Below are 24,951 nucleotides of genomic sequence, written 5' to 3' on the forward strand. Positions count from 1 at the left end.
CGCGACGCCGGGGGTCGGGGCGCGTGGTGTGCCCCACCCCCCGGCGCACGGTCAGAAGGCGACCCGCTCCGGTCGGCCGCTCAGGACGGTGTGCTCAACGACAGCGCGAAGCGGTTCCGCTCGTCCGTCCACCAGTGGGTCAGCGAAAGACCGGCATCGGCCAGCTCGGCGCGTACGCCCTCCGCACGGAACTTCGCGGAGATCTCCGTACGCATCTCCTCGCCCCGCTCGAAGTGCACCGCGAGGTCGAGCGCGGGAATCTTCACGGTCTGGTCCACGCCCGAGCGCAGCCGCATCTCCATCCACTCGCGGGCGGAGTCCCAGACCGCGACGTGCGTGAACGCGTCCGGATCGAAGTCCGCGCCCAGCTCGCGGTTGATGACGTGCAGGACGTTCTTGTTGAACGCGGCCGTCACCCCCGTCGCGTCGTCGTACGCCGACACGAGCACCGACTCGTCCTTGACCAGGTCCGTGCCGAGGAGCAGCGCGTCACCTGGGGACAGCAGGCCGCGTACGGAGCCGAGGAACGCGGCGCGCTCGGCGGGCAGGAGATTGCCGATGGTGCCGCCGAGGAACGCGACCAGACGCGGCCCCGGCGTGCCGGGCAGCGCGAGACCGCGGGTGAAGTCCGCGACGAGCGCGTGCACGTTCAGGGCGGGGCGCTCGGCGAGCAGGGTGTTCGCCGCGCCGGTGAGCGCGGACTCGCTGACGTCGACGGGCACATAGGTGTGCAGGGCGGGCAGCGCGTCGATCAGGTGCCGGGTCTTCTCGGAGGAGCCCGAACCGAGCTCGACGAGGGTGCGCGCGCCCGTCACCTCGGCGATCTCGGCGGCGCGGGCCACCAGGATCTCCCGTTCGGCACGCGTCGGGTAGTACTCGGGCAGGGTGGTGATCTCCTCGAACAGGACGCTGCCGCGCGCGTCGTAGAACCACTTCGGCGGCAGCGACTTCACCGTCGGGGCCGGGCCGGGGCGGGCGGAGTCCTGGGCGGGGTCGTGGGCGGCGGATCGGGTGAGGCCGTGCAGGACGTCGGCGCGCAGCGCGGCGCCGGTGGCGTCCTCGGGCAGGGTGCGGGTCAGCAGGAACGGGCTCACGCGGTGGGCTCCTTGAGCGGGGTCAGCAGAATGTCGGTGCGCCCTGCGGCGAGCAGGGTGCGGTCGGGCACCTCGCACCAGCGCGGGTCCTCGTCGTACGGCTCGGAGGCCACGACGGTGCTCCGGCCGGGCTCGGCGCGGTACCAGAGGGTGTCGCCCCAGGCCGTCGCGGCGATCGTCTCGCCGTCGGTGAGCAGCAGGTTCAGCCGGGAGCCCGGCGCGGCCCCCGCGACCTCGACGGTGACGTCACCGAGCGCCTGCGCCATGGCGTCGCCACGCCGCAGCCGCTCCAGGACCAGGGCCCACACCAGGGCGGAGTCGCAGCGCGCCTCCAGGGACAGCAGGTCGGCGGGCGGCAGCGCGGTCGCGACCGACGCCAGCGTGCCGGGCCAGCCGGACACCGCGCCGTTGTGGCTGAACAGCCAGGGCCCCGAGCCGAACGGCGCCGCCGCGGCCTCCCCGTCCGCGCCCGCCTCGGTGGCGTCGCGCACCGCGGCGAGCACCGCCGCCGAGCGCACCACGCGGGCGAGGTCGGCGAACGACTGGTCGGCCCAGATCGGCCCGGCCCTGCGGTAGCGCGCGGGCACCGGATCGCCGTCCGCGTACCAGCCCACACCGAAGCCGTCCGCGTTGACCGTCCCGTACCGCTGTCTGCGGGGCGCCCACGACTGCCGGAAGAGGCTGTGCGCGGGCGTCACGAGCAGCGCGCCAAGGGTCTCGGGCTCGCCGACGAAGGCGAGGTGGCGGCACATCAGGCGAGTCCCGCGGCGGTCTCGGCCGCCGTGAGGTCGCGCGCGGTGCGGAAGCCGGAGAATATCTGCCGCCGCACCGGGTGGTCCCAGTTGCGGAACGTGCCGCGGCAGGCGACGGCGTCCACGGAGAAGGCGCCGCCGCGCAGCACCTTGTAGTCGTCGCCGAAGAAGACTGCCGAGTACTCAGGGTAGGGGAAGGCGACGAAGCCCGGGTAGGGCAGGAAGTCGCTCGCCGTCCACTCCCACACGTCGCCGATCAACTGCCGGATGCCGAGCGGCGACGCGCCCTGCGGATAACTGCCCGCGGGCGCCGGACGCAGGTGCCGCTGGCCCAGGTTGGCCCGGTCCGGCGTCGGGTCGGCGTCCCCCCACGGGTAGCGCGTCGAGCGGTCCTCACCGGGGTGGTGGCGGGCGGCCTTCTCCCACTCGGCCTCCGTGGGCAGCCGCCGCCCGGCCCAGCGCGCGTAGGCGTCCGCCTCGTACCAGCTCACGTGCAGGACCGGTTCGTCGTCGGGCACCGGCTCGATGTGGCCGAAGCGGCGCCGCAGCCACTGGCCCGCCTCGCGCCGCCAGAACAGCGGCGCCGTCAGTTTGTCGCGGCGTACGGTGTCCCAGCCGCGCTCGTCCCACCAGCGAGGGTCGTCGTAGCCGCCCGCGTCGATGAAGCGCCGGTAGGCGGCGTTGGTGACCGGTGTGGTGTCGAGGAAGAACGGCGGCACGACCTGCCGGTGCGCGGGCCGTTCGTTGTCGAGCGCCCACGGCTCCGTCGTCGTGCCCATCCGGAACGGGCCGCCGGGGACAAGGACCTCGGCGGGGCCGGTGAACGGGGGAGCGGGCTCGGGATCGGGGGCGGTGAGCGCAGGGGAGCCCGCGCGCAACTGGTGCGTGATCAGCATGGTCTCGTCGTGCTGCTGCTCGTGCTGCGCGATCATCCCGAAGGCGAAGCCCGCGTCGGTGAGCCGCGAGCCGTGGAACGGCGTGCTCCGAAGGACGTCGAGCGCACGGCCGCGCACGTCGGCGGCGTAGCGGCGCGCCTCGTCCGGCGCGAGCAGGGGCAGCGAGGGGCGGGCGGCCCGAGGGTGCTCGAAGGCGTCGTACAGCGAGTCGATCTCGGGCCGCAGCGCGTCACGGCCGCCGACGGCGCGCAGCAGCCACTGCTCCTCCTGGTTGCCGATGTGCGCGAGGTCCCACACCAGCGGGGACATCAACGGTGAGTGCTGTGCGGTCAGTTCGGGGTCCTCGACGCAGGACGTGAGCAGCGCGGTGCGCTCCCGCGCGGCGAGCAGCGCGGTGTGCGCGCGCTCGCGCAGCGCCTCGGGATCGGCCGGGGCGTCGTGGGGGGTGGTCGAAACGTCGTGGGGGGCGGTCGAAACGTCGTCCTGGATTCCGGTCCTGTCACCGGTCATCGGTGTGCGTCCTTCCCGGGAGGGGCATGCCAAGTCCCTGTGCCCCATGCGTCCCGTGTGTCTCGTGTGTCCCGTGCGCGGGTTCGCCGTCGAGCAGGTCGTCGGCGGGGCAGCGGCCGTGGGCCACGTACCGCTCGGCGTACGCGGCGACGGCCGCGAGCACCTGCCGGTCGGCGCCGAGCCGCGGCAGCGCGTCGAGCGCGGCGGCGAAGCAGACCGCGGCGGTCTCGTGCAGCTCCGGGTCGGTGAGGCCGTGCCGGGCCGCGTCCAGCCACAGCGGGCTGTGCGGCGGCGGCGTGGCCCCCGCGCGCTCGGCAAGGGGCTTGACGGCGCGGTAGGCCGTCTCGGCCGCCTCCGCGTCGTCGAACAGCGCGCAGGTCACCGCGAGCGGCACGATCCACCCGTCGTCGCCGGGCTGCGCGTCGACCATCCGCAGCTCCAGGTGCCCGCGCGGCCTGACCGGCGGGAACAGCGTGGTCAGGTGGTAGTCGAGGTCCTCGCGGGTGGGCGCACGGGGTGCCCTGGAGCGCGCCCAGGACCGCAGGGTCAGGCCCTCGGGCACCAGCCACGGCGCGCTGTCGGCGGGCTCGGTACGCACACACATCACCGGCGCGTCCAGGGCGTGCCGTGACCAGGCCGCCCGCGGCTCCTCGTCGAGGGCGGGAGCACCCGACCTGCCGGGGTCGATGCCCGCCCACACCGCCTGCCGCGTGGAGCGCCAGCCGGTGCGCCGGCCCTCCTGCAACGGGGAGTTGGCGAAGGCGGCGACCAGGACGGGCCCGAGCAGGTGCGCGAGCCGCCAGCGGCGGGCGTAGCCGAGGGGCCCCGGCTCCTCGTACCCCGCGTCCAGGCAGATCTGCACGGACGCCGTGGAGCACATCATCCGGCGCCCCGCGTCACCCGCCCGGTCGAACCAGGACTCCATCGCGTCGTAGCGCGGCTCGTGCAGGATGCGGCTCGGGGCGCGCCAGGGGTCGGCGCCGAGGCCGGTGAGGGTGAGATCAAGGTGTCTCAGGGTGTCGCGCACGACGGCCAGATCGGCCGATACGGCTGCGACGCACTCCATGAGCGAGCCGGCGGGCAGCGAGCTGAGCTCCAGTTGGCCGCCGGGTTCGACGGTGACCGCCGAGTGCAGGGACTTCGTCCCGAGGGCCGCGCGGGCGGCTTCGACGCGGGCGGACGTCAAGGGGGAACCGGGTGCCTCCGGTCGGTGCAGGAGCCATTCGAGCTCCACACCGGTGACGGTGGGCGGCCCCGTCTTGAAACAGATGCCGCGCACCAGGGCCTCGATCTCCGGCTCCGTCACGGCTCGGCCGAGCCGCGCGGGGCGTTCCGTACAGTCTCCCTCTGGCATGTCGGGGATCCTCCTGTTCCGGTGTGCACGGGCGAACTGCCCGGCAGCGCTCGTAACACCCAAGACCTTGAAGCTATTTCGCACAAGACTGCCTTCATGGCCGGGAAACGCTGTTGCGACGGCCGTCAGGAGCGGCACACCATCTGTTCACGCACGGCACGGGGGAGATCGGTCCGACGGACGGGTTCATGTACAGGATGTGCGAGGTCGCGGCGCGGGGCACGTGGAGTGCGGCGCGGGGCGCCGGGGCGGCGGTGAGCGTACAGCGACCGCGTCGTCCACGCGCCCGCCGTCCCCGTCTTCCGCGACGACCGCGGCCGGCTCCTCGACACACCGTACGAGGCGGGGTTCCGCACCTCGCCCGCGCCCAACGCGGGCGTGGTGCGGCGCACGGCGCCCGAGCGGGCCGGCGCGCTGCCGGGCGCGCCGGCCGTCCGGGCGTGTCTTCGCGACCTGGGGGGCGTCCGGGGCGGGCGAGGGTGAGCGCCCGGCTCAGGTGGTGCCGAGGCCCTGCTCGATGCGGTACTGCTCCGCCAGCTCGTCGAAGGTGTCCGTGACGGCCTCACGGAGCACCACCCGGTGCGCGGCGCCGACGAACGACCGCACCCGCGCCAGGACCTCCGCGGCCTTCCGGGCGTCCGCGAAGATGCCGAGCACGAGGACATGCTCCGGCTCGCCATGGCCGTCGCGATCGCGATCGCCGTCGCCCTCGCCGTCGCCGTTGCCCGGTTTGTCGCGCAGCGTGCAGCCCCACGGCACCTCGCAGGGGCCCTCGTGGTCCTCGACGGGACACAGGAGCCGGGCCAGGGGTTCCTGGAGGGCAAGGGCCTCGTCCGTCCCGGCGCATCCGTGGATGTGGATTTCGTAGATCTGCACGTTCTGGACGTTAGGCGCACGGGAGCGCGTACGCACAGGTTTTTCACCGCTTGCCGGTGTCAGGGCGTCGCCCGGGCGTCGGCGAGCGGCTCGGGCCAGTGCTCGTGCCAGCGCAGGTCGTCCTCCAACTGGGCGGCGAGCGAGATGAGCAGGGGTTCACTGCCCGCGGGGCCAAGGAGTTGGGCGCCGACCGGCAGACCGCCCGCGACCCGGCCCGCGGGCACGTTCACGCCGGGCCAGCCGAGCACGTTCCACGGCCACGCGTACGGGCAGGCCGCGATCATCGCCTGGTCGGTGCGCCAGCCGCTGAGCTCGGCCATGGCGCCCACGCGGGGCGGCGGGGTCGCCGTCGTCGGCGCGAGCACCACGTCGTAGGTGTCGAACACCGCGCCGACCCGGCGGTGCAGCGTCGCCTCGGCGCGGCGCGAGAGCCGCAGCGGCGCGCCGCCGAGTAGACGGCCGAGGCGCGCGGCCTCCTTGGTGCGCGGGTCGAGCAGCGACGGGTCGGGCACCCGGCGCACCCAGTCGGCGACGCCCGCCGTGGCCCGCGGCACGAAGGCGAGGCCGATCTGGCCGTAGTGCGGATCGGCCTCCGCCACCTCGTGGCCGAGCGCGGCGAGGCGCTCCGCGAGCTCGACGACCTTGCCGTGCACCAGCGGGTGCAGTTGCTTCGGCGTGGCGGTGAAGGGCATGCGCAGGGACAGGGCGATCCGCAGCCGCCCCGGGTCACGCCGCGCCGCGTCGGCGGCCCGGATGGCGGCGGGCCGGTGCGGGTCGTCCGTGTGGTTGCCGCTCGCCGCGTCAAGGAGCAGCGCGGCGTCGGCGACGGTACGGGCCAGCGGGCCGTTGACGGTGATGCCGTTGAACGCCTCCGGCCACGGCCAGGTCGAGATGCGCCCGCGCTGCGGCTTGATACCGATCAGATGCGTCCACGCCGCCGGTATCCGCACCGATCCCGCACCGTCCGAACCGAGCGCGGCGGGTACGAGGCCCGCGGCCACCGCCGCCGCCGAACCCCCCGACGAGCCGCCCGGGGTGTGCCCGGTGTGCCACGGGTTGCGGGTGTCGCCGAAGGCCGGGCCCTCCGTGAACGGCCACTGCCCCAGCTCGCACGTGTTGGTCTTGCCGACGATCACCGCACCCGCCGCCCGCAGCCTGCGCACCGCCTCCGCGTCCTCGGCCTTCGGCGGGAAGTCCCCCGGGCAGCCGAACGCGGTGGGCTCACCGGCCACGTCGGTGTCGTCCTTCACGGCCACCGGCACGCCGAGCAGCGGCGCCCGCACCCCCGCCGCCAACTGCCGGTCGGCCGCGTCCGCCTCGGCCCGCGCGGCCTCGGCGCGCACCACCCGGAACGCGTTGAGCACGGGCTGCGCCGCCTCGACCCGGACGAGCGCCCGCTCGATCACCTCCCGCGCGGACACCTCCCCTTCGGCGAGGGCACGGGCGGTCTCGGCGAGTCCCGCGGAACGGTCGGCGGTCATGTGGCGGCACCTTTATTCGGGCGGCGGGGCGGCGGGGCGGTGACCGGACGGGCGTACCGGTCGGTGGCCGGGCAGGTGGGCGGGGGCGGGTCGGGGGCCGGGCGGGCGCCGGGTCGGGGACCGGGTGGGCGTGTGGGTGAGCGCACGGTAGCCTCCGGCGTCCCAACGCGCCATCCGCGCGGAGGAGTTCACGCCGCCCCCGGGCGCGGCGACCACCGCGGAGGCGCGCGAGGGCGGCGTGCGACCCCCCGCCGGGGTCGCGTGTGCGCCGCTGCGGGGCGCGCATGACGAGGCGCGCGACCAGGCAGGAGGCTGTGCGCGGCCATGCCCCGCCGCCTGCCCGGCAGCGCCCCCGCGCCCGCCTGGGTGCGCCCCGGGTTCGTCTGGAAGGATTGCGGACGTCATGGTGCAGATACCGAAGCAGCAGCCCGTGCCGGGCCCGACGCCGGCCGCGCCGAGCCCCCCGCCCGACCCCGTGCCGCAGGGCACGCCGCACTCCGTGCCGACGAGCGCCGACGTCGCCCGCCTCGCCGGCGTCTCGCGCGCCACCGTCAGCTATGTCCTGAACAACACCAGCGCCGTCCGGATCAGCGAGCCGACCCGCCGCCGTGTGCGCGCCGCGGCCAAGGAACTCGGCTACGTCCCGCACGCCGCCGCCCGCAGCCTGCGTGCCGGGCACTCCCGTATGGTCCTCATGCCCACGCCACAGATCGCTGTGGGGCCGCTGTTCAGCGCGTTCCTCAACGAACTCCAGTGGGCGCTCAGCCGGTTCGACTACACGGTCGTGCAGTACGGCAGCCTCGGCCTGACCGGCGAGGACGCGGCCCGGGCCTGGGCCGAACTGCGTCCGGTGGCCGTCCTCGCGCCCGACGCCACCGCGCTCGGCGCCCGCGGCGTCGCCGTACTCAAACGCTCCGGCGCCAAGGCCGTCTTCACCCTCGGCCCGCAGCGGGCCGACGGCGCGCACGCCCTGCTCATGGACCAGCGTCTGGTGGGCCGCGCCGCCGCCGAGCACCTGCTGGCCCGCGGCCGCCGCCGCATCGGCGTCGTCGTCCCCGAGGAACCAGGGCTCGAAGTCTTCTCCCGGCCGCGGCTGGACGGCGTCCGCGCCGCCGTGCGCGGTGCGGACAACTGCGAGGTGACCGAGCTGCCGCTCGCCTACACGGAGGAGTCGGCCGCCCACCTCACCGACCACTGGTCCGCGCTCGGCCTCGACGCGGTCTTCGCGTACAACGACGACTACGCCATGCTCCTGACGCGCGCCCTCCAGGACCGTGGCGTCGCCGTCCCCGAGGACACCGCCGTCGTCGGCGCCGACGACCTGATGCTGGCCCGGCTCCTGAGACCCCGCCTGAGCAGCGTGCGCATCGAGCTGCCCTCGGGCCGCGAGCTCGCCGAGCTCGTCGACCGGGTGGTGCGCGAGCCCGGCGGACGGCCGGAGGTGCACGACGTGCTCGGCGCGGGCGTGGTGCACCGCGAGTCGAGCTGACCGCACGCACAGAGTCGGGTGGGGGCGGCGAAACATATGTTTCGCCGCCCCCACCCGACTCCGCTCGGCTCCGAGGCCCTGTGGCCCTTCACTGCCCCTGTTCGCCGGCCTGCTGCTCGGCGACGGACTTGCGCACCTCGTTCATGTCCAGCTTGCGGGCCTGACCGATGACGTCTTCCAGGGCCTCCTGCGGCAGGGCGCCGGGCTGCGCGAACACCGCCACCTGATCGCGGACGATCATGAGGGTGGGGATCGACTGGATGCCGAACGCGGCGGCCAGCTCCGGCTGGGCCTCCGTGTCGACCTTGCCGAAGACGAGGTCGGGGTTGGCCTCCGCGGCCTTCTCGTACACCGGCGCGAACTGGCGGCAGGGCCCGCACCAGGACGCCCAGAAGTCGATCAGGACGAAGTCGTGCTCCGTCATCGTCTGGTCGAAGTTTTCCTTCGTGAGCTCCACTGTCGTGCTGCTCATGGTCTGTCTCTCTTCCTGATGAGGGCGAAGCCGTCGTGCACAACGGCCGGGGGGACGGCCGTATTCCGCGCGCGTACCCGTGTGGCCACGCCGCACACCTGGGACCAGACTGTCCCCATGACGGAAGCCCAACAAGCCAGCCGGACGATTCCCTACGACGTCGTGGTCATCGGCGCCGGACCCGTCGGCGAGAACCTCGCCGACCGGGCCCGCGCGGCCGGTCTGAGCGCCGCGATCGTGGAGAGCGAACTCGTCGGCGGCGAATGTTCGTACTGGGCCTGCATGCCCAGCAAGGCCCTGCTGCGCCCGGTCGTGGCCCGGGCGGACGCCCGCCGGGTCCCGGGCCTGAGCCACCTCGTCGACGGCGACCTGGACGCGGCCGCCGTCCTCGCCCACCGTGACGACTACACCTCGCACTGGAAGGACGACGGCCAGGTCGGCTGGCTGGAGTCCGTCGGCGTCGACCTGCACCGCGGCCACGGCCGCCTCACGGGCACCAAGGAGGTCACGGTCACCGGCGCCGACGGCACCACCGTGCGCCTGACCGCCCGGCACGCCGTCGCGGTGTGCACCGGCAGCCGCGCCGTCGTGCCCGACCTGCCGGGCGTCGCCGACGCCAGGCCGTGGACGAGCCGGGAGGCGACCAGCGCGGACCGGGTGCCCGGGCGCCTTGTCGTGGTGGGCGGCGGGGTGGTCGGCGTGGAGATGGCCACCGCCTGGCAGGCACTCGGCTCCCGGGTGACGCTGCTGGTACGCGGTGGGGGGCTGCTGCCGAAGATGGAGCCGTTCGCCGGGGAACTGGTCGCGGACGCGCTGCGCGAGGCGGGTGCCGACGTACGCACGAACGTCTCCGTGACCGAGGTCCGCCGGAACGGGGACACCGTCACCGTCGGCCTCGACGACGGCAGCGCCGTCGAGGCCGACGAGATCCTCTTCGCCACCGGCCGCGCCCCGCGCACCGACGACATCGGCCTGGACACCGTCGGCCTGGAACCCGGCGACTGGCTGCCCGTCGACGAGAGCTGCCGGGTGACCGGCAAGGACTGGCTGTACGCCGTCGGTGACGTGAACCGGCGGGCACTCCTGACGCACCAGGGCAAGTACCAGGCGCGCATCGCGGGCGCCGCCATCGCCGCCCGCGCCCAGCGGGTCCCCCTCCTGGAGACCGACCGCTGGGGCGCACACAGCGCCACCGCCGACCACGCCGCGGTGCCGCAGGTCGTCTTCACCGACCCCGAGGCGGCATCGGCGGGCCTCACGCTCGCCGCCGCCGAGTCCGCCGGCCACCGGGTACGAGCCGTCGACTACGACCTCGCGAACGTCGCGGGCTCCGGCCTGTACGCCGACGGCTACCGAGGCCGCGCCCGCATGATCGTCGACCTCGACCGCGAGATCCTCCTGGGCGTCACCTTCGTGGGCCCCGGCGTCAGCGAACTCCTCCACTCGGCCACGATCGCCATCGCCGCCGAGGTCCCCATGGACCGCCTGTGGCACGCGGTGCCCGCGTATCCGACGATCAGCGAGATCTGGTTGCGGTTGCTCGAGACGTATCGGGGGTGAGGGGGCCGCGGGGCGGCGGGTGCGGGCCCGGGGGGTCCGGGCTGCCCGGCGGGTGGGGGACCGGCCGGTTGGGTGCCCGAGCGGACGGGTCCGGGGCCGGGGCGGCCTGCCGGGCGGGCTGGGTCTGGCGTCCGTCGACGGTCTGCCTGGCGGGTCAGGCCTGGCGCCAGCCGCAGGCGGTTGAGCGGCTCGGGTCCGGGGCAGCGGCGAGCTGCTGCCGGACCGGCCGGGCCTGGCGTCAGCCGACGTGCTGTCCGGCGGCCCGGGTTCGGCGCCAGCCGCCCGGGCTGCCTGGCGGAGGCGGCCTGGCGGTCGGGTCCGGCGGCTGGGGTGACCTGCCGGACGGGCTGGGCCCGGCGTCAGCCGACGTGCTGTCCGGCGGGCCGGGTGCAGCGCCGGTCGGCGAACCGCCGGACCGTCCGGGTCCGGCGCCAGCCCCGGTCTGCCTGGCGGTTGGGGGCAGGTACCAGCCGGTGAACCGCCCGGCGGATCTGGCCCGGGGCCAGCCGACAGGTGGCCCGGCGGTCGGGTCCCGAGGCCAGGGGCAGCCTGCCGGGCGGGCTGGTTCTGGCGACGGTCTACCTGGCGGGCCAGGCCTGGCACCAGCCGCAGGCGGTTGAGCGGCTCGGGTCCGGGGCAGCGGCGAGCTGCTGCCGGACCGGCCGGGCCTGGCGTCAGCCAACGTGCTGTCCGGCGCACCCGGCGCAGCACCAGTCGGCGAACTGCCGCACGGGCCGGGTCCGGCGCCAGCCGATGGCTGCCTCGTGGTTGGGCCTGGCGGCAGTCCTCGGGCTACCTGCCCGGCCGGGCCGGGCCTGGCTCAGGCAGGGGTTGCCTGGGGGTCGGGCGCGGGGGCGGTCGGCGGGCTGTCCGGTGGCCAGTTACCCGGCGGCGGGGTCGGGCTCAGCGGCAGCCGAGGGGTGACCCGGCGGGTCGGGCCTCGCGTGGGCCATGGGTGACCCGGTGGGTCGGGTTCAGCGGTAGCCCGGGGGGCGGCCTGGTGGGTTGGGTCAGTGGCAGCCGACGGACTTACCGGCGGGTGGGGCCTCGCGTGGGCCATGGGTGACCCGGTGGGTCGGGTTCAGCGGTAGCCGAGGGGCGGCCCGGCGGGTCGGGCCCCGCGTAGGCCACGGGTGACCCGGCGGGTTGGGCTCAGCAGCCGAGGGGCGGCCCGGTGGGTTGGGCCAGTGGCAGCCGACGGACTTACCGGCGGGTCGGGCCCCGCGTGGGCCATGGGCGACCCGGCGGGTCGGGCGGCGGTCGGCGGGCTGTCCGGCGGCCGGCTCGCGCTCAGCAGCAGCCGAGGGGTGACCCGGCGGGTCGGGCCCCGGCTCAGCCCGCGTGCCGCAAGCCCGGCTCAGCCCGCGCGCCGGAAGCCCGCCTCCGCCGCCTCCCGGGCCGCAGCCCCGGGAGGCGCCCCGCGTCGCTCCGCAGCGCGGCGCCTGCGGCGCAGTGCCGCCAGCTCGCTCTCGTCCTTGCCGCCCCACACGCCCGACATCTGGCCTGTCCGCAGTGCGTACGTGAGGCACTGGCGTGCCACGGGGCAGCGTTCGCACACCCGCTTCGCCTCCTCCTGATCACGTTCCGCTGGGCCGGTCGTGCCGACCGGGAAGAACAGCTCCGGATCCTCGTCGGCACACGCGGCCTCGTGGATCCACTCCTGTCGCAGGGGTACCTCATCCATGCGACGGCGGGTGCCCGACGCATCGATGGACAAACGGAGTTCGGAAAATCGCGTGCCCCCGGCCTCACGCCCCGTCCGCGAGGATCGCCTCCAGATGGCGCAGCGCCGTCGTCACCCGGGCCGGGTCCTGCTGGAAGAACGGGTCGTCAGGAACCGGCAGCGACCCGGCCAGAGCGATCCCGCGGCCCCGCGCCCAAGTCGCGTCGTCGGCGCCGACCGCCGCACGGAACGTCGCACGCGCCGCGGCGGGCAGGAACAGCCACGCCGGGATCAGATCGCAGGCGGGGTCGCCCACGGCCAGCGTGCCGAAGTCGATCACCGCGGAGAGGTGGCCTTCGACGGCGAGGAGGTTGCCGGTGGCGAGGTCCCCGTGCAGCCACACCGGCGCCCTGTCCCACGCGGGCGCCGCCAGCGCCTCTTCCCACACGGCCGTGACCGCGTCCGTGTCGACCATTCCCCGCAGCTTCGCGATCTTGGCGCGGACCAAGGAGTCGGCGGTCAGCGCGTCGCACTCGGCACCGACCCGAGCGCCGCGGAAGGCGTTGCTCCACTGCGGTCCGGGGCCACCCGTCGCGTCGATCCCCCGCAGAGCCGTCACGAACGCCCCGAGCTCCGCCGCCGTACGGTGCGGATCGGCCAGGCCGTCCGTCGTCGCGGGCACACCCTCCAGCCACCGGCACACCGACCACGGGAAGGGATAGCCCTCGCCCGGCTCGCCCTGCGCGAGAGGCCGGGAGACCTCCAGCGGCAACTGCGGCGCCAGCCACGGCAGCCAGCGCTGCTCACGCTCGACCTGCCCGACCCAGCGCTCGTACCGGGGCAGCCGCAGCGCCATGTCGTCACCGAGGCGGTACGTCGCGTTGTCCATCCCCGAGCGCGGCACCGGCCTGATCGGCAGATGGGCCCACTGCGGGAACTGCGCGGTGAGCAGCCGCCGCAACAGCGACTCGTCGATGCGAGGACCCCCGTCGACCTCGTCGTCCCCGTCGTCCCCGGCACGTCCGGAACCTCCGGCACGTCCGGAACCTCCGGCACGTCCGGAACCTCCGGCACGTCCGGAACCTCCGGAACCTCCATCGTGCCTGCCGGCCGTGCCCAGGGCCCCGTCGGCGCCGTCGACCTCGTCGACGTCCTCGTGGTCCTCGAACTCGTCGTGGTCCGCGTACTCCGCGTACGCCGTCGGCTCCTCGCCACCACCTGTTGACACGAACTCTCCTCTGCGGACCTCAACCGGACCGGGCCCGGCGGCAGCCGGACACACGGACGCTCATCCCACCCACCGGGCGAAAGGATGTCCACCGAGTTTCCGTACGCCGCCCGGACGGCCCGAGTGGCCCGGCCCCCGGGGCGGCGGCTAGCCTGGTCCCCGCGGTGATCTTCTGCGGACGCCGCGCGGCGGTGGGGCCCGCCGCACCCGAACCGCGGCGACGGCGCCGCCAACGGTCCCTGCTTGCGACGGAGCGCGCCCGGTGCGGGGCGCGCGGCGAGTAGGAGACGTACGCATGTCCACGGAACCCGGTCGGCACCCCGCCCTGCTGCGCGGGCAAGGGCACGTCCTCGCGGTCGTGGCCATCGGCGGCGCGCTGGGCGCCGCCGCCCGGTACGGTGCCGCGCTGATCTGGCCGGTCGCCGCAGGCGGCTTCCCCTGGACGACGTTCGCGGTGAACGCCGTCGGGTGCGCGGCGATCGGCGTGCTGATGGTCCTTGTCACCGACGTCACCCCCGAGAGCGGCCCGGCGCACCCGCTGCTGCGCCCGTTCCTCGGCACCGGGGTTCTCGGCGGCTTCACGACGTTCTCCACGTACACCGTGGACGTCGAGCGCCTCGCCGACGCGGGACACGTCCGTACCGGCCTCGCCTACCTGGCCCTGACGCTGCTCGCGGCACTCGCGGCCGTGTGGTGCGCGACAGCGGTCACGCGGCGCGCCGTGGCGAGACGGCGCCCGTGCCCGGGGGAGGTCCGGTGAGCTGGCTCCTGGTGGTGGCCGGGGCGATGATCGGCGCGCCCCTCAGATATCTCACCGACCGCGCGGTCCGGACGCGGTACGACACCCTCTTCCCTTGGGGCACGTTCGCCGTGAACGTCGTGGGCAGCCTCGTCCTCGGCCTGGTGACGGGCGCGGCGGTGGCGGGGGCCGCGTCCGCGCACACGCAGTTGTTCCTCGGCACCGGCCTGTGCGGCGCCCTGACCACGTACTCGACGTTCTCGTACGAGACCCTCAGGCTCGCGGAGGAGGGCGCCCGGCTCCCCGCCCTCGTCAACGCCGTCGCGAGTGTGCTCGCCGGGCTCGGGGCCGCGTTCGCGGGAGCCGCTTGCGCGCAGGCCTGGTGGGGATGAGGAACCCGACCGGTCCCGGCGGGCGTGAGAAACCCGTCCGGACCCGGCGGGCGTGAGAAACCCGACCAGGCCCGGTGAGCGGCGAAGCCCTGCGCAGGCGCCCCCCACCGGGACGGTCCCCGTACCCTCAGCCCCGCAGCGCAGACGACACCTCAGCCCCGCAGCGCCGACGACACCTCCGCCGCCCACCGCCACGGCTCCGCCGTACCGCCCGGCTGCGAGTTGAAGTACTCCCAGCCCATGACGCCGCCCATGTCCGGGTACTTGGCGACCAGGCTGCGGACCGTCGACTTCAGCCGTGCCGGGTCGACATAGCCGCTGCCGCCGTTGGAGGGGTCCGTCAGGGTGCCCGCGACGACCTTCGACACCGGGACGACCCCGCGCCGCACGACCGCGTCGCAACTGGCGGTGGACGTCATGCTGCCCCAGCCGTTGTAGAACTGGGCGTTGAACCAGGCGATGTCCTTGCCCCGGTCCCGGTAGAGGCGCTCGTAGTTGAACCCGGAGAGATTGCCGCCGCCGCTGAGTGCCGAGCCCACCGGGGCGAGCGTGATGAGGAACCCGGGACCGAAGTCGGCGCGCAGCGCGTCGATGACACGCTCGATGCCCGCGAGGGACATCCGCTCCTCCACGTCCAGATCGACACCGTCGAGCCCGTACCGCCGAATGAAGTCGCGCAACAACGGGTAATACGTGTCGAATTCGGTGTCGAGCCGTGTGAAACTGCCCGGCGCCGCACCGCCGACCATCGCCAGGACATGCACGCCCTGCCCCTGCATCGTCTTCAGGTCGCGCCACATCTGGTCGAACTTCGCGGCCGTCGGTGGATCGTCGTTCAGATGCACCGGCGCATACGGGCCGTTGATGTCGTTGAGGTGCACGGCGGCCACGAGCACATCCGTCACACCGGTGTTGTTCCTGGTCAGACCCAGCGGCGAGACATATCTGCCGTTGGTGTACTGCGTCTGGTAATAGACGACGACGCGCCTGCCCGCCGCGGCGCGGGGCGCGGCCGTCGCCGTCGCGCCCGTCGCCACCGTCAGGGCGAGGGCGCCGAGAAGGACGCTCCGTCTCTTCATCCTGAACTCTCCTCCGGGTACGTGGAATTGCCCGGGTAATGCCGCTCCGGGTGCCGGCAATTCTGGCGAGCGGGGCGAGCGGAGGCTAGAGCACGGAGAGAACTAATGCGCTTTAGTGAGCGGGGCGCAGCCGCCGGAGCACCCGTCCCGCCAGCTTCCGCGCCCGCCGCACGGACCGTCTCGGCGCGCTCCGGAAAGCACGTTTGCGGCGTGCGGTGCGCAGCTCGGCGAAGAGGCGTTCGTGGCGGGCGGCGATCGGCCCCGGGTCGTAGCGGCGGGCGCTCTCCAGGGCGGCGGCGCCCATCGTCCGCCGCAGCCCGGGGTCCTCGATCAGCTCGACGAGGGCCTTGGCGAGCGCCGCGGCGTCGCCGCGCGGCACGAGCCTGCCGTCGTGTCCGTCCGTGATGATCTCGGCGGGGCCGAGCGGGCAATCGGTGGACACCACGGGGACCCCGCAGCGCATCGCCTCCACCAGTGTCATGCCGAACGACTCCGCGTCCGAGGCCGAAGCGACGATCGACGCCCGGGCGAACTCGGGCTCGATGGGGGAGCGCACCCCCGCGAGCTCCACGTTCTCGCCGAGCCCGAGCTCGTCGATCAGTTCCCGCAGCGGCTCCTGCTGCGTGCCGGCGCCATAGATCCGCAGCCGCCAGTCGGGGTGCTGCTCCGCCACCGTCGCGAACGCCCGCACCAGCAGGTCGAACCGCTTGCCCGGGGCGAGCCGCCCCGCCGCGGCGACGACCTTCGCGGTGCCGTCGGACGGGGGCACGTCCGGGTCGGGCACCATGTTGGGCACGGCGAGCACCCGCACGCCCGGCAGCGCCATCCGCTCGCGGTAGACCGCGGCGTCGGCCTCCGTGGTGGTGACCAGGGCGTCCAGCTTCCGGTAGTGCGGCGCGAGCTGTCCGCGCAGCCGCTTGCTGTGCGCGTCGTGGCGCAGGTGCTCCTGGGCGATGCGCAGCGCGCGACGGGGCCCGTAGCGGGCGAGGTAGACGTTCAGGCCCGGGCGCGTGCCGATGATCACGTCGGCGTCGCAGTCCCGCAGCCAGGCCGCGGCACGCACGTCGTGCAGGCGTGAGTACTGCCGGTGCCGGCCCTCCGCGGACGGGAACGCCCTGGCGGGCTCATCGAACAGCGGATCCGCCGCGTCCGCGCTGTCGGGGCGCAGATCCACCAGCGGTACGAGGGTCACGCGCGGGTCAACGGTGAAGCGCGGCACCTCGCGGTGCCGCTGCAGCGAGACGATGGTGACGTGGTGGCGGTCGGCCAGCGCGGAGGCGAGGTTGAGGGTGGTGCGGATCGTGCCGCCCACGCCGTAGGCGTTGTGCAGCAGGAACACGACCTTCAGAGCCTTCATGCGGAGAGGTCCCCCTGGGTGGAACTCGGTGACGTTCGACGGAACCGTGCGAGCGTTCGGTTCTGCATGGATATGTACGATCAAGAGTAAAGCGGTGCGGGTCGGTGAACGGTGTGCGGCGGTACGGGAAACGAAAGGCCACTCTTGTGCCCCGGGGTAAGCCGGGAATCCGGCCAAGGTGAGAGGGCGGTAAGAACACGCCATCCCTGGTGGGCGCGGTGGACGGCCCCCGCCCGGGGCGCGCCCCGCGGTTGGCAGACTGGCCCGATGCCTCACACCGTGCTGCTCGCCGAGGACGACCGCGCCATCCGCACCTCCCTGGAGCGCGCGCTGACCCTGGAGGGCTATCGCGTCACGTCCGTGCCCGACGGCGTCCAGGCCCTCGCCCACGCCCACACGGACCCGCCTGACCTGCTGGTCCTCGACGTGATGATGCCCGGCATCGACGGCCTCCAGGTCTGCCGGGTGCTGCGCGCCGAGGGCGACCGCACCCCGGTCCTGATGCTCACCGCACGGGTGGAGACCGCCGACCGCATAGCCGGGCTCGACGCCGGCGCCGACGACTACGTCGCCAAGCCCTTCGACGTCGAGGAGGTGTTCGCCCGGCTGCGGGCCCTGCTGCGCCGGGCGGACCAAGGCCCCGGCGGCAGGGCAGCGGCCGGGCCCGGCGGCGAGGGCCCCGGCGGCCAGCTCGTGGCCGCCGACCTGCGCATCGACCCGCGGGCGCGGCGGGCCTGGCGCGGAGCGCGCGAGGTCGAGCTGACCCGCACGGAGTTCGACCTCCTCGAACTCCTCGCCCGCAACGAGGGCATCGTCCTCGACCACGGCACCATCTACGACCGCATCTGGGGCTACGACTTCGGCCCTGCCTCCAAGAACCTCGCCGTGTACGTCGGCTATCTGCGCCGCAAGATCGACGTTCCCGGCGCGGTCCCGCTGATCCACACCGTGCGGGGTGTCGGTTACGTGCTGCGGGCGTCATGAGGGGTGTGCGGGGCATGCGGTGGCCCGTGGCCCCCGTCTCCAGCCTGGCCACGACGTTCGCCGCGCTGTTCGCGGCGGTGGCCGTCGCCGTGACGCTGCTCGTGGGCTTCCTCAGCTACGACGCCGCGGCGCGTCTCGTCCGCAGGGACCAGCAGACGCAGTTCGCGGAAGTCGTCCAGGAACTGCGCTCCCAGGTCCGGCAGCGCAGCATCGACACCGACGACTACGTGATCGTCACCGATCTGGACCACGACGGGGTACGGGACGACCTGACCCGGCCCGCCCGCTCGGACGCCCAGATCATCGACCCCGGCGGCAGGGTCGTCGGCCGCGGCACCCCGCGGATGCCCGTCTCCGGCGCCGACCGCGGGGTCGCCGCCCACCGTCAGCCCGGCATGGTGACGCGCCGCGACCTCGAACTCGGCGACGGGGACTACCGCATGGCCACGGTGTCCCTGGGCGGCGGCCGCGGGGCCGTGCAGTTGGCCCAGCGCTACAGCGACACCGAGGACCTGCTGCACTCGCTCCAGCGGCGCACCCTGCTGCTCGCTTCCCTCGTGGTGGTCGCGGCGGGCCTCAGCGGCTGGTGGCTCGCGCGGCGCGTCACCCGGCGCCTGGTGCGCCTCGCCCGCGCCGCGGAGGACGTCGCCGCGACCGGCAGGGTCGACCGGCCGGTGCCGGTGGCCGGGCGGGACGAGGTCGGCCGCCTCGGCCGTTCCTTCGACCGGATGCTGGGCCGCCTCGCGCGGGCCGAGGACGACCAGCGGCGGCTCGTCCAGGACGCGGGCCACGAACTGCGCACCCCGCTCACCTCGCTGCGGACGAACATCGCGCTGCTCGACCGCATCGACGCGCTGCCGCCGCAGGCGCGCACGGAACTGGTGACCGACCTCGCCGACGAGTCCCGCGAACTGACCGACCTGGTCAACGAGTTGGTGGAGCTGGCGGCCGGCCGGCAGGACGACGAGCAGCCGGCCGATGTCGCCCTCGCAGGCCTCGCGGAAGAGGCGGCGTCCCTCGCGCGCCGTCGCACGGGCCGCACCATCACCGTGGACGCGGCGGGTGCCGCCGTCGTCAGGGCGCGCCCCGTCGCCGTGCAGCGCGCCGTCACCAACCTCCTGGAGAACGCGGCAAAATTCGACCGCGACGGCACGGCCCCCATCGAGCTCACCGTCCGCGGCGCCCGCATCGACGTACGCGACCGCGGCCCGGGCGTCTCCGCGGGTGATCTGGGCCGGATCTTCGACCGCTTCTACCGCGCGGACGACGCCCGCAGCCTCCCCGGCTCCGGCCTCGGTCTGGCGATCGTCAGGGAGGTGGCCACGGCCCACGGCGGCCGGGTGTTCGCGCACGCGCGGCCGGGCGGCGGCACGGTGGTGGGCTTCACGGTCGGCCCGGCGTGAGCCCGCCCGGGCGCGTGGGGGATGCGGGGGAGCAGGATCTCGCACCTGTCCGGCTGCCCCAGGGGCAGAGCCCGCCCCCGCGCGCGAGGGATCAGGCCACGGACTCGCCCGACATCGCCGCAGCCATCCGCAGGTGCGCCGCCGCCTCGTCGTCCCTGCCCTGGCGCTGAAGCGTGCGGCCCAGCATCAGCCGGGCGTACCCCTCGACCGGGTCGAGGTCGACGACCATCCGCAACGCGGCCTCCGCGCGCCGCAGTTGCGCCGAGTGGTAGTAGGCGCGCGCGAGCAGCAGTCGCGGGGCGACCTGCTCGGGCACCTCGTCGGCCAGCGGGGCGAGGACGCGCGCCGCCGTCGCGTACTCCTTGGCGTCGAAGAACTGCTGCGCACGCTCCCAGCGCTCGGCGGGCGTGCCGTGGTCGAAGTAGGTGAACTCCACTGTGTGCCTCCTCGGCGGCGACAACGGGACCCAGTGGTTGAATATTCCACCGCCTAGGTGGCGGGGGCGCTCCGCCCGGTCTTCGGCTCCCTGGTCGCGGCCCGCGCGATGTTGCGGGCCATGCCGCCGAAGACCACGGTGTGGAAGGGCGCGACGCTCCACCAGTAGGCGTGCCCGAGCAGCCCGTGCGGGTGGAACAGCGCGCGCTGCCGGTACCGCGTACGGCCGTCGGCGCCCCGCTCCGCGTACATCTCGAGCCAGGCCAGGCCGGGCAGCCGCATCTCGGCGCGCAGCCGCAGGAGCCGGCCGGGTTCGATCTCCTCCACCCGCCAGAAGTCCAGGGAGTCCCCGACCCGCAGTTGCGCGGCGTCCCTGCGCCCGCGCCGCAGCCCGACCCCGCCGAGCAGGCGGTCGAGCCGGCCGCGCACCGCCCAGGCCAGCGGGAAGGAGTACCAGCCGTTGTCACCCCCGATGCCCTCGATGACCCGCCACAGCGCCTCGGGCGACGCGTCCACGGCGAGCTGTCTGCGGTCGGTGTAGAGGCTGCCGCCGGCCCAGTCGGGGTCCGTGGGCAGCGGGTCGCTGGGTACGCCCGGCACGGCGGCGGAGGACCAGCGGGTGGAGACCTGCGCCTCGTGGATGCGCCGCAGGGCAAGGCGCAGTGCGGCGGCGCAGGTCAGCGGCTGTCCGGGCCGGTCGGGCACGTACCTCGCGATGTCGTGTTCCGCGCACACCACCTCGTGGCGCAGGGACTCCGCGAGCGGCCGTGCGATGGCGTGCGGGACGGGCGTGACCAGGCCGATCCAGTAGCTGGACAGGGTCGGGCTGAGGACGGGCACGGGCAGGATGACCCGCCGCGGCAGGCCCGCGGCCACGGCGTACGCGCGCATCATGTCGCGGTACGTGAGGACGTCGGGGCCGCCGATGTCGAAGGTGCGGTTCAGGCCCGCGGGCAGGTGGGCGGCGGCCACCAGGTAGCGCAGGACGTCGCGTACGGCGATGGGCTGGACGCGGGTGCGGACCCAACTGGGGGTGACCATGACGGGCAGCCGCTCGGTGAGGTAGCGCAGCATCTCGAAGGACGCCGAGCCCGAGCCGATGATGACCGCGGCGCGCAGCACGACGCTCTCGACGCCCGAGTCCAGGAAGATCCGCCCCACCTCGGCGCGGGAGCGCAGATGCGGGGACAGCTCCGCCTCCGGCTTCCCCGCTGGGGTGAGCCCGCCCAGATAGACGATCCTGCGGACCCCGGCGGCGTGCGCCGCCTCGCTGAAGACGCGGGCGGCGCGCCGGTCCGTCTCCTCGAAACCCGAGCCGGTGCCGAGCGCGTGCACCAGGTAGTACGCGACGTCGATGTCCCGCATCGCGTCGCCCACGGACCGCGCGTCGGTCACATCGCCGCGGACGACGTCGGCGCGCCCGGACCAGGGGTGGTCGCGCAGCTTCTCCGGGGAGCGGGCGAGGCAGCGCACGCGGTGCCCGGCGTCGAGCAGCTCTGGCACCAGACGGCCGCCGATGTAGCCGGTGGCTCCGGTCACCAGGACGCGGAATCCGTTCTTCCCCATCCGTCCATGGTGATGCCCTCCGTACGGTGCCGCGACCGGGCGGCCACCGGTGCGGGGAGCGGCCCGCCCCGGGGCCGCATGCATCGCCGGGAACGGGAAAACGGAGTTGTGCCGGACACCGGCGGGCGTGCGGCGGCGCGGGGTGGACAATGGGCCGCCTCCGCACACCGCGTGCACCGCACACCACGTACACCACAAACCCCGTACACCGCACACCGGGCGCACCGCACACCGCGTACACCGAACGAGTCGAACCGCGTACACCGCGAGAACCAGGAGCGCATGCCGTGAACGACATCTGGGCCTACCCGCCCGGCAGTGGTCACCAAGGCGAGCAGCAGGAGTCCCTGACCGGATTCACGGTCGAGGCGACGGACGGAGTCATCGGACAGGTGGACCGGCACGTGGACCAGTTGGGCAGACAGCACTTGGTGGTGGACACCGGCGTGTGGGTCTTCGGCAAGAGTGTGCTCATTCCCGCCGGCGCGGTCACCCGCATCGACCGCGAGGCGGGCACGGTGACGGTCGGTCACTCCAAGGATCAGGTGAAGGAGGCGCCGCAGTTCACCACCGACAGCGAGACGAGGGATCCGGCGTACCTCAACGAGGTGGGCGCGTACTACGCCACGCTGGACACCGGCTCCGAGCTCTGACCGGCCCGCGGAGCCCCGGGGCGGGGAGTTGCCCTGTCCGCTCCGGGGGCCCCGGGCTAAGTTGGGCGCCATGAGCAATCTTGATCGTGAGGCGGTGCCCGCGCTCTGCGGCGGCCGCGGGTTCGTCGTCGCGGAGCCGGTGCGGGAACTCCTCAGTCCACGGCGTGTGAAGCTGGGCGAGGCGACCGAGGTACGCCGCCTGCTGCCGAACCTGGGGCGTCGCATGGTCGGCGCCTGGTGCTTCGTCGATCACTACGGTCCCGACGACATCGCCGACGAGCCCGGCATGCAGGTGCCGCCGCACCCGCACATGGGTCTCCAGACCGTGTCCTGGCTGCACGAGGGCGAGGTCCTGCACCGGGACAGCACCGGCAGCCTCCAGACGATCCGCCCCCGCGAACTGGGGCTCATGACGTCGGGCCGGGCCATCTCCCACTCAGAGGAAAGCCCCAAGGCGCACGCCCGCCTCCTGCACGGCGCGCAGCTCTGGGTCGCCCTGCCGGACACCCACCGGCACACCGAGGCGCACTTCGAGCACCACGCGGACCTGCCGGTGGTCACCGCGCCGGGCCTGAGCGCGAAGGTCCTCCTCGGCGCCCTGGACGGCGCCGAGTCGCCCGGCACGACCTACACGCCCCTCGTCGGCGCCGACCTGACCCTCACCCAGGGAACGGACACACGCCTTCCCCTGCGGCCCGACTTCGAGTACGCCGTCCTGTCCATGACGGGCGAGGCCCACGTGGACGGCGTCCCGGTCCTCCCCGGCTCCATGCTGTACCTGGGCTGCTGGCCGCACCGAACTTCCCCTGCGCGCCGAGTCCGACGCCGGCCTGATGCTCCTCGGCGGCGAGCCGTTCGAGGAGGAGCTGATCATGTGGTGGAACTTCATCGGGCGCACGCAGGCGGAGATCGAGCAGGCGCGGGCCGACTGGATGACGGGCTCCCGCTTCGGTGAGGTGAAGGGGTACGACGGGGGGCCGCTGCCTGCTCCTACGCTTCCCGCGGTGCCGCTGAAGCCGCGGGGGCGGGTGCGCTGAGCTGGGATCATGTCGTGAGAGAGGGGCCAAGGGCCGAGTGCGGCGGCGGCGGAACCGGAGGATGCCATGCCCACGGAACGCCCCTCCTTCCCGCCCTCTGGAGGCATCGCTGACGCCGTTCGTGATTCCAGCCTGTGGGCGTGTATGGACGGCTGTAGTAGGACTCTTGCTGACCCAGTGCTGACTTTACTGACGAGTCATCAGGTCGTGCTCTGTGTGCGTCCTGTCTGGTCGTGGGTGTGCAGAGGCGGTGCCGCAGCGGCGGGAGCCTGGACTCATGCTGACTTGGCAAGGCGAGTAGGGGGTGCCCGCATGGCCACGGTCTCAAGTTGTGGAAACTCGACAAGGCCCGGCCAGTGAGACGCTGGCTCAGCCGGTCATGCTGAAATCTCCGGCGATCCTTGTTGCCGTCGCGCCTTCGCGCGGACTGTACCTGCCCGTAAGCGGCTCAGTCAGCCTTTCTGGTAAAACTGGCGAGACGTAGCGGGTCGCCAAAGCGGCCGGGGATCGCCAGGAAATCAGCACGTCGCTCCTGACCTGCGACAAAGAATGGAAACGCCGAGTGCCAGGCTGATTCGGTCCGCACCTGGTCCGGATCTTGATGAGTGGTACGTGGTGCTAGCGAGTGGGCTGCGGCACCACATGGCACATGTCGTAGAAACCGTCCAGGGGCGTCCAGTTGGTCCAGCGTGAGCGCGTAGTCCAGGTCAGGGCCTTGTTACGTGAGTGCGTCCGCGGGGTTGGTGACACGCTTGTGATCGTCCGTGACACATGAGGCCCCCCGTCGGCTTGCTCCGGCGGGAGCCCTGCGTAGACGGGACCTGATACGACGACGCCCCGCTGGCTTGCCGCGGCGGGGCGTCGTCGTGCAGTTGGCCATGACGGATTGGGGCTTGTACGCGGAGGAGCGAGGCGGTGACAACGCGGGCGGGGCGGCCTATCGGTAGCGCGCGGCATGGGAATGCTCCTCGGCGAACGAGGTGATAGCTCTTCGATCTCGACAAGCTGAACGCCTCGGCAGCGTCCTCGACGCTCGCCGTCCCATTCCAGGTCGGCCCCGCCGGACGAAGTGCGTCAGACGGGTTCCGTCATCTCCTCCATCAGCTCGGGCAGTCTGCGCAACCTGGATAGCGTCTGGTTCAGGAGGCGCACGGTCCTATCGGCCTGCTGTCGGCCGATAGGTTGGGCGAGAGACGCCGCCCGGCTCTGGTCCGCGAGGTGGCCGAGGAGTTCGCCGACTTCGGCGGAGGCCGCGTGCAGGCCACGGATCCGTTCTTCGACACGGGTCATCAGTGTCTCAGGGGTTAGCGGTTCCTCGAGGGAGGGCATGGAGCTAACGGCTTCGTCGGTCTCCTCGGTGGCGGGCGCTTCGGACTGGGCCGAGACTGCAGTGGGCGGCGGGGGGGAGCTGATTTCACGAGTGAGGGCGTTGGTGTCATAGGTGAGAGCGCGGGCAGTGTAGGCGAAGGGAGGGGGCGGGCGCCGTCGCCGTGGTGAGCAAGGGTGGTGCAGAATTTGCGGTCTTGCGGGGCCGGGTACCGGTGTCCTTGGGGAATTCGCTGCCTGGAGGCTCAGCACCCAGTCTTCGGCGGTCGGTACCGCATCGACTTCGCTCTGCCCAAACAGAAGATCGGCATCGAACTCGACGGGTACGCATGGCACTCCAGTCCCGAAGCCTTCACCCGAGACCGGGCCAGGCAGCGCGAACTCGAACTTGACGGCTGGCGGATCGTGCGCTTCAGCGGCTCGGAGATCACCAAGGATGCCGCCGACTGCGTCCGTCAGGCCGCGGCGTTCGCCGCCAGCATCGAGCGCGACCGACCAATCCCCTGAGCTTGACTCTGTCGGGAATCTTGGAGTTTCCCGGTGCGGCAGCAAGATCGACGGGCATGCTCGTGTGGTTCCGCCGACCGATACAGCTGTCGAGGTGC

Annotated in this window: 22 protein-coding genes and 2 pseudogenes; 10 read left to right on the forward strand and 14 right to left on the reverse strand. The window is 73.6% G+C overall.

The genetic code is table 11. From position 1 onward, the window contains the following. Positions 1 to 80: 80 nt before the first annotated feature. From egtD to egtA, 4 genes are read right to left on the reverse strand one after another with little or no spacing between them, the layout of a single operon-like run. A complete protein-coding gene (egtD, locus tag IG78_RS0135505; RefSeq protein ID WP_030571837.1) occupies positions 81 to 1,094 on the reverse strand; it encodes an L-histidine N(alpha)-methyltransferase in 1,014 nt (337 codons plus the stop codon). After that, positions 1,091 to 1,846 (reverse strand): ergothioneine biosynthesis protein EgtC, encoded by a 756-nt coding sequence (gene egtC, locus IG78_RS0135510; RefSeq protein ID WP_030571841.1) that lies wholly within the window; start codon positions 1,844 to 1,846, stop codon positions 1,091 to 1,093. The genes egtD and egtC overlap by 4 nt, the downstream gene beginning before the upstream one ends. Further along, the gene (gene egtB, locus IG78_RS0135515) at positions 1,846 to 3,252 is read right to left on the reverse strand and encodes an ergothioneine biosynthesis protein EgtB (RefSeq protein WP_051853246.1); all 1,407 of its coding nucleotides are present in this window, start codon (positions 3,250 to 3,252) and stop codon (positions 1,846 to 1,848) included. Before egtB ends, egtC begins: the two co-directional genes overlap by 1 nt. Then, positions 3,242 to 4,606, reverse strand: a complete 1,365-nt coding sequence (gene egtA / locus IG78_RS0135520; RefSeq protein WP_078965868.1) for an ergothioneine biosynthesis glutamate--cysteine ligase EgtA — start codon at positions 4,604 to 4,606, stop codon at positions 3,242 to 3,244. The genes egtB and egtA overlap by 11 nt, the downstream gene beginning before the upstream one ends. Before the next feature lie 261 nt (positions 4,607 to 4,867). Between egtA and IG78_RS46760 the strand changes: the two are divergent. After that, positions 4,868 to 5,047: pseudogene (locus IG78_RS46760) on the forward strand (TIGR02452 family protein); the annotation flags it as partial. A 51-nt stretch (positions 5,048 to 5,098) separates the two neighbouring features. Here the strand turns inward: IG78_RS46760 and IG78_RS0135525 are convergent. After that, positions 5,099 to 5,482, reverse strand: coding sequence for a hypothetical protein (locus tag IG78_RS0135525; RefSeq protein WP_030571850.1), 384 nt, complete (start codon positions 5,480 to 5,482; stop codon positions 5,099 to 5,101). Between the two features lie 59 nt (positions 5,483 to 5,541). Then, positions 5,542 to 6,963, reverse strand: a complete 1,422-nt coding sequence (locus IG78_RS0135530) for an amidase (RefSeq protein WP_030571853.1) — start codon at positions 6,961 to 6,963, stop codon at positions 5,542 to 5,544. Between the two features lie 403 nt (positions 6,964 to 7,366). Here IG78_RS0135530 and IG78_RS0135535 point away from each other — a divergent pair, with 403 nt between their 5' ends. After that, on the forward strand, positions 7,367 to 8,452 hold the full coding sequence (locus IG78_RS0135535) for a LacI family DNA-binding transcriptional regulator (protein WP_030571856.1): 1,086 nt from the start codon (positions 7,367 to 7,369) through the stop codon (positions 8,450 to 8,452). A gap of 88 nt (positions 8,453 to 8,540) precedes the next feature. Here IG78_RS0135535 and trxA read toward each other — a convergent pair whose 3' ends face one another. Next, complete coding sequence (gene trxA / locus IG78_RS0135540) at positions 8,541 to 8,924, reverse strand: thioredoxin (RefSeq protein ID WP_030571859.1); 384 nt, start codon at positions 8,922 to 8,924, stop codon at positions 8,541 to 8,543. Between the two features lie 117 nt (positions 8,925 to 9,041). Between trxA and IG78_RS0135545 the strand changes: the two genes are divergently transcribed. Further along, positions 9,042 to 10,484, forward strand: a complete 1,443-nt coding sequence (locus IG78_RS0135545) for a dihydrolipoyl dehydrogenase family protein (protein WP_030571862.1) — start codon at positions 9,042 to 9,044, stop codon at positions 10,482 to 10,484. A 1,357-nt stretch (positions 10,485 to 11,841) separates the two neighbouring features. Here IG78_RS0135545 and IG78_RS0135550 read toward each other — a convergent pair. Continuing rightward, positions 11,842 to 12,168 (reverse strand): WhiB family transcriptional regulator, encoded by a 327-nt coding sequence (locus IG78_RS0135550; protein WP_051853248.1) that lies wholly within the window; start codon positions 12,166 to 12,168, stop codon positions 11,842 to 11,844. A 64-nt stretch (positions 12,169 to 12,232) separates the two neighbouring features. Continuing rightward, positions 12,233 to 13,375: an aminoglycoside phosphotransferase family protein gene (locus IG78_RS43170; protein WP_030571866.1), complete on the reverse strand. Its 1,143-nt coding sequence runs from the start codon at positions 13,373 to 13,375 to the stop codon at positions 12,233 to 12,235. Between the two features lie 295 nt (positions 13,376 to 13,670). Between IG78_RS43170 and crcB (IG78_RS0135560) the strand changes: the two genes are divergently transcribed. Further along, positions 13,671 to 14,135 carry a fluoride efflux transporter CrcB gene (crcB, locus tag IG78_RS0135560; protein WP_030571868.1) on the forward strand — a complete coding sequence of 155 codons (465 nt, stop codon included), beginning with the start codon at positions 13,671 to 13,673 and terminating at the stop codon, positions 14,133 to 14,135. After that, on the forward strand, positions 14,132 to 14,506 hold the full coding sequence (crcB, locus tag IG78_RS0135565) for a fluoride efflux transporter CrcB (RefSeq protein ID WP_030571872.1): 375 nt from the start codon (positions 14,132 to 14,134) through the stop codon (positions 14,504 to 14,506). The genes crcB (IG78_RS0135560) and crcB (IG78_RS0135565) overlap by 4 nt, the downstream gene beginning before the upstream one ends. A 152-nt stretch (positions 14,507 to 14,658) precedes the next feature. On the opposite strand, the gene IG78_RS0135570 is transcribed toward crcB (IG78_RS0135565), so the two are convergent. Next, positions 14,659 to 15,585, reverse strand: a complete 927-nt coding sequence (locus IG78_RS0135570) for a glycoside hydrolase family 18 protein (RefSeq protein ID WP_030571875.1) — start codon at positions 15,583 to 15,585, stop codon at positions 14,659 to 14,661. Between the two features lie 112 nt (positions 15,586 to 15,697). Continuing rightward, positions 15,698 to 16,942 carry a glycosyltransferase family 4 protein gene (locus IG78_RS0135575; RefSeq protein ID WP_430739063.1) on the reverse strand — a complete coding sequence of 415 codons (1,245 nt, stop codon included), beginning with the start codon at positions 16,940 to 16,942 and terminating at the stop codon, positions 15,698 to 15,700. 267 nt (positions 16,943 to 17,209) lie between these two features. Here IG78_RS0135575 and IG78_RS0135580 point away from each other — a divergent pair, with 267 nt between their 5' ends. Further along, positions 17,210 to 17,926, forward strand: coding sequence for a response regulator transcription factor (locus IG78_RS0135580; RefSeq protein WP_030571880.1), 717 nt, complete (start codon positions 17,210 to 17,212; stop codon positions 17,924 to 17,926). Between the two features lie 14 nt (positions 17,927 to 17,940). Continuing rightward, the gene (locus tag IG78_RS0135585; protein WP_030571882.1) at positions 17,941 to 19,329 is read left to right on the forward strand and encodes a HAMP domain-containing sensor histidine kinase; all 1,389 of its coding nucleotides are present in this window, start codon (positions 17,941 to 17,943) and stop codon (positions 19,327 to 19,329) included. Positions 19,330 to 19,420: 91 nt separating this feature from the next. Here IG78_RS0135585 and IG78_RS0135590 read toward each other — a convergent pair whose 3' ends face one another. Continuing rightward, entirely contained in the window at positions 19,421 to 19,765 is a 345-nt protein-coding gene (locus tag IG78_RS0135590; RefSeq protein ID WP_030571886.1) for a tetratricopeptide repeat protein, read from the reverse strand. Positions 19,766 to 19,818: 53 nt separating this feature from the next. Continuing rightward, entirely contained in the window at positions 19,819 to 21,330 is a 1,512-nt protein-coding gene (locus IG78_RS0135595) for an SDR family oxidoreductase (protein ID WP_030571889.1), read from the reverse strand. 287 nt (positions 21,331 to 21,617) lie between these two features. Between IG78_RS0135595 and IG78_RS0135600 the strand changes: the two genes are divergently transcribed. Together IG78_RS0135600 and IG78_RS43175 are read left to right on the forward strand one after the other, a co-directional pair. After that, positions 21,618 to 21,983 (forward strand): hypothetical protein, encoded by a 366-nt coding sequence (locus tag IG78_RS0135600; RefSeq protein ID WP_030571892.1) that lies wholly within the window; start codon positions 21,618 to 21,620, stop codon positions 21,981 to 21,983. Positions 21,984 to 22,053: 70 nt separating this feature from the next. Then, positions 22,054 to 23,020, forward strand: a pseudogene (locus IG78_RS43175) (pirin family protein). 1,074 nt (positions 23,021 to 24,094) lie between these two features. Here IG78_RS43175 and IG78_RS0135610 read toward each other — a convergent pair. Further along, positions 24,095 to 24,310, reverse strand: a complete 216-nt coding sequence (locus IG78_RS0135610) for a hypothetical protein (RefSeq protein ID WP_157855990.1) — start codon at positions 24,308 to 24,310, stop codon at positions 24,095 to 24,097. Between the two features lie 213 nt (positions 24,311 to 24,523). Between IG78_RS0135610 and IG78_RS43180 the strand changes: the two genes are divergently transcribed. Next, a complete protein-coding gene (locus IG78_RS43180) occupies positions 24,524 to 24,853 on the forward strand; it encodes an endonuclease domain-containing protein (RefSeq protein WP_078965870.1) in 330 nt (109 codons plus the stop codon). Positions 24,854 to 24,951: the final 98 nt, after the last annotated feature.

Origin of the sequence: Streptomyces aureocirculatus, assembly GCF_000720475.1 — a bacterium.
GTDB classification, from domain to species: Bacteria; Actinomycetota; Actinomycetes; order Streptomycetales; family Streptomycetaceae; genus Streptomyces; species Streptomyces aureocirculatus.

Bases quoted from the DNA above. Each gene is read 5' to 3' on its own strand.
- IG78_RS0135550 (WP_051853248.1), bottom strand. From the start codon at position 12,168: ATGGATGAGGTACCCCTGCGACAGGAGTGGATCCACGAGGCCGCGTGT.
- IG78_RS0135545 (WP_030571862.1), top strand. From the start codon at position 9,042: ATGACGGAAGCCCAACAAGCCAGCCGGACGATTCCCTACGACGTCGTG.
- IG78_RS0135570 (WP_030571875.1), bottom strand. From the start codon at position 15,585: ATGAAGAGACGGAGCGTCCTTCTCGGCGCCCTCGCCCTGACGGTGGCG.
- IG78_RS0135575 (WP_430739063.1), bottom strand. From the start codon at position 16,942: ATGAAGGCTCTGAAGGTCGTGTTCCTGCTGCACAACGCCTACGGCGTG.
- trxA (WP_030571859.1), bottom strand. From the start codon at position 8,924: ATGAGCAGCACGACAGTGGAGCTCACGAAGGAAAACTTCGACCAGACG.
- crcB (WP_030571868.1), top strand. From the start codon at position 13,671: ATGTCCACGGAACCCGGTCGGCACCCCGCCCTGCTGCGCGGGCAAGGG.
- IG78_RS0135585 (WP_030571882.1), top strand. From the start codon at position 17,941: ATGCGGTGGCCCGTGGCCCCCGTCTCCAGCCTGGCCACGACGTTCGCC.
- egtA (WP_078965868.1), bottom strand. From the start codon at position 4,606: ATGCCAGAGGGAGACTGTACGGAACGCCCCGCGCGGCTCGGCCGAGCC.
- egtB (WP_051853246.1), bottom strand. From the start codon at position 3,252: ATGACCGGTGACAGGACCGGAATCCAGGACGACGTTTCGACCGCCCCC.
- IG78_RS0135580 (WP_030571880.1), top strand. From the start codon at position 17,210: ATGCCTCACACCGTGCTGCTCGCCGAGGACGACCGCGCCATCCGCACC.
- egtC (WP_030571841.1), bottom strand. From the start codon at position 1,846: ATGTGCCGCCACCTCGCCTTCGTCGGCGAGCCCGAGACCCTTGGCGCG.
- IG78_RS0135535 (WP_030571856.1), top strand. From the start codon at position 7,367: ATGGTGCAGATACCGAAGCAGCAGCCCGTGCCGGGCCCGACGCCGGCC.
- IG78_RS0135530 (WP_030571853.1), bottom strand. From the start codon at position 6,963: ATGACCGCCGACCGTTCCGCGGGACTCGCCGAGACCGCCCGTGCCCTC.
- IG78_RS0135610 (WP_157855990.1), bottom strand. From the start codon at position 24,310: ATGACCCGTGTCGAAGAACGGATCCGTGGCCTGCACGCGGCCTCCGCC.
- IG78_RS0135595 (WP_030571889.1), bottom strand. From the start codon at position 21,330: ATGGGGAAGAACGGATTCCGCGTCCTGGTGACCGGAGCCACCGGCTAC.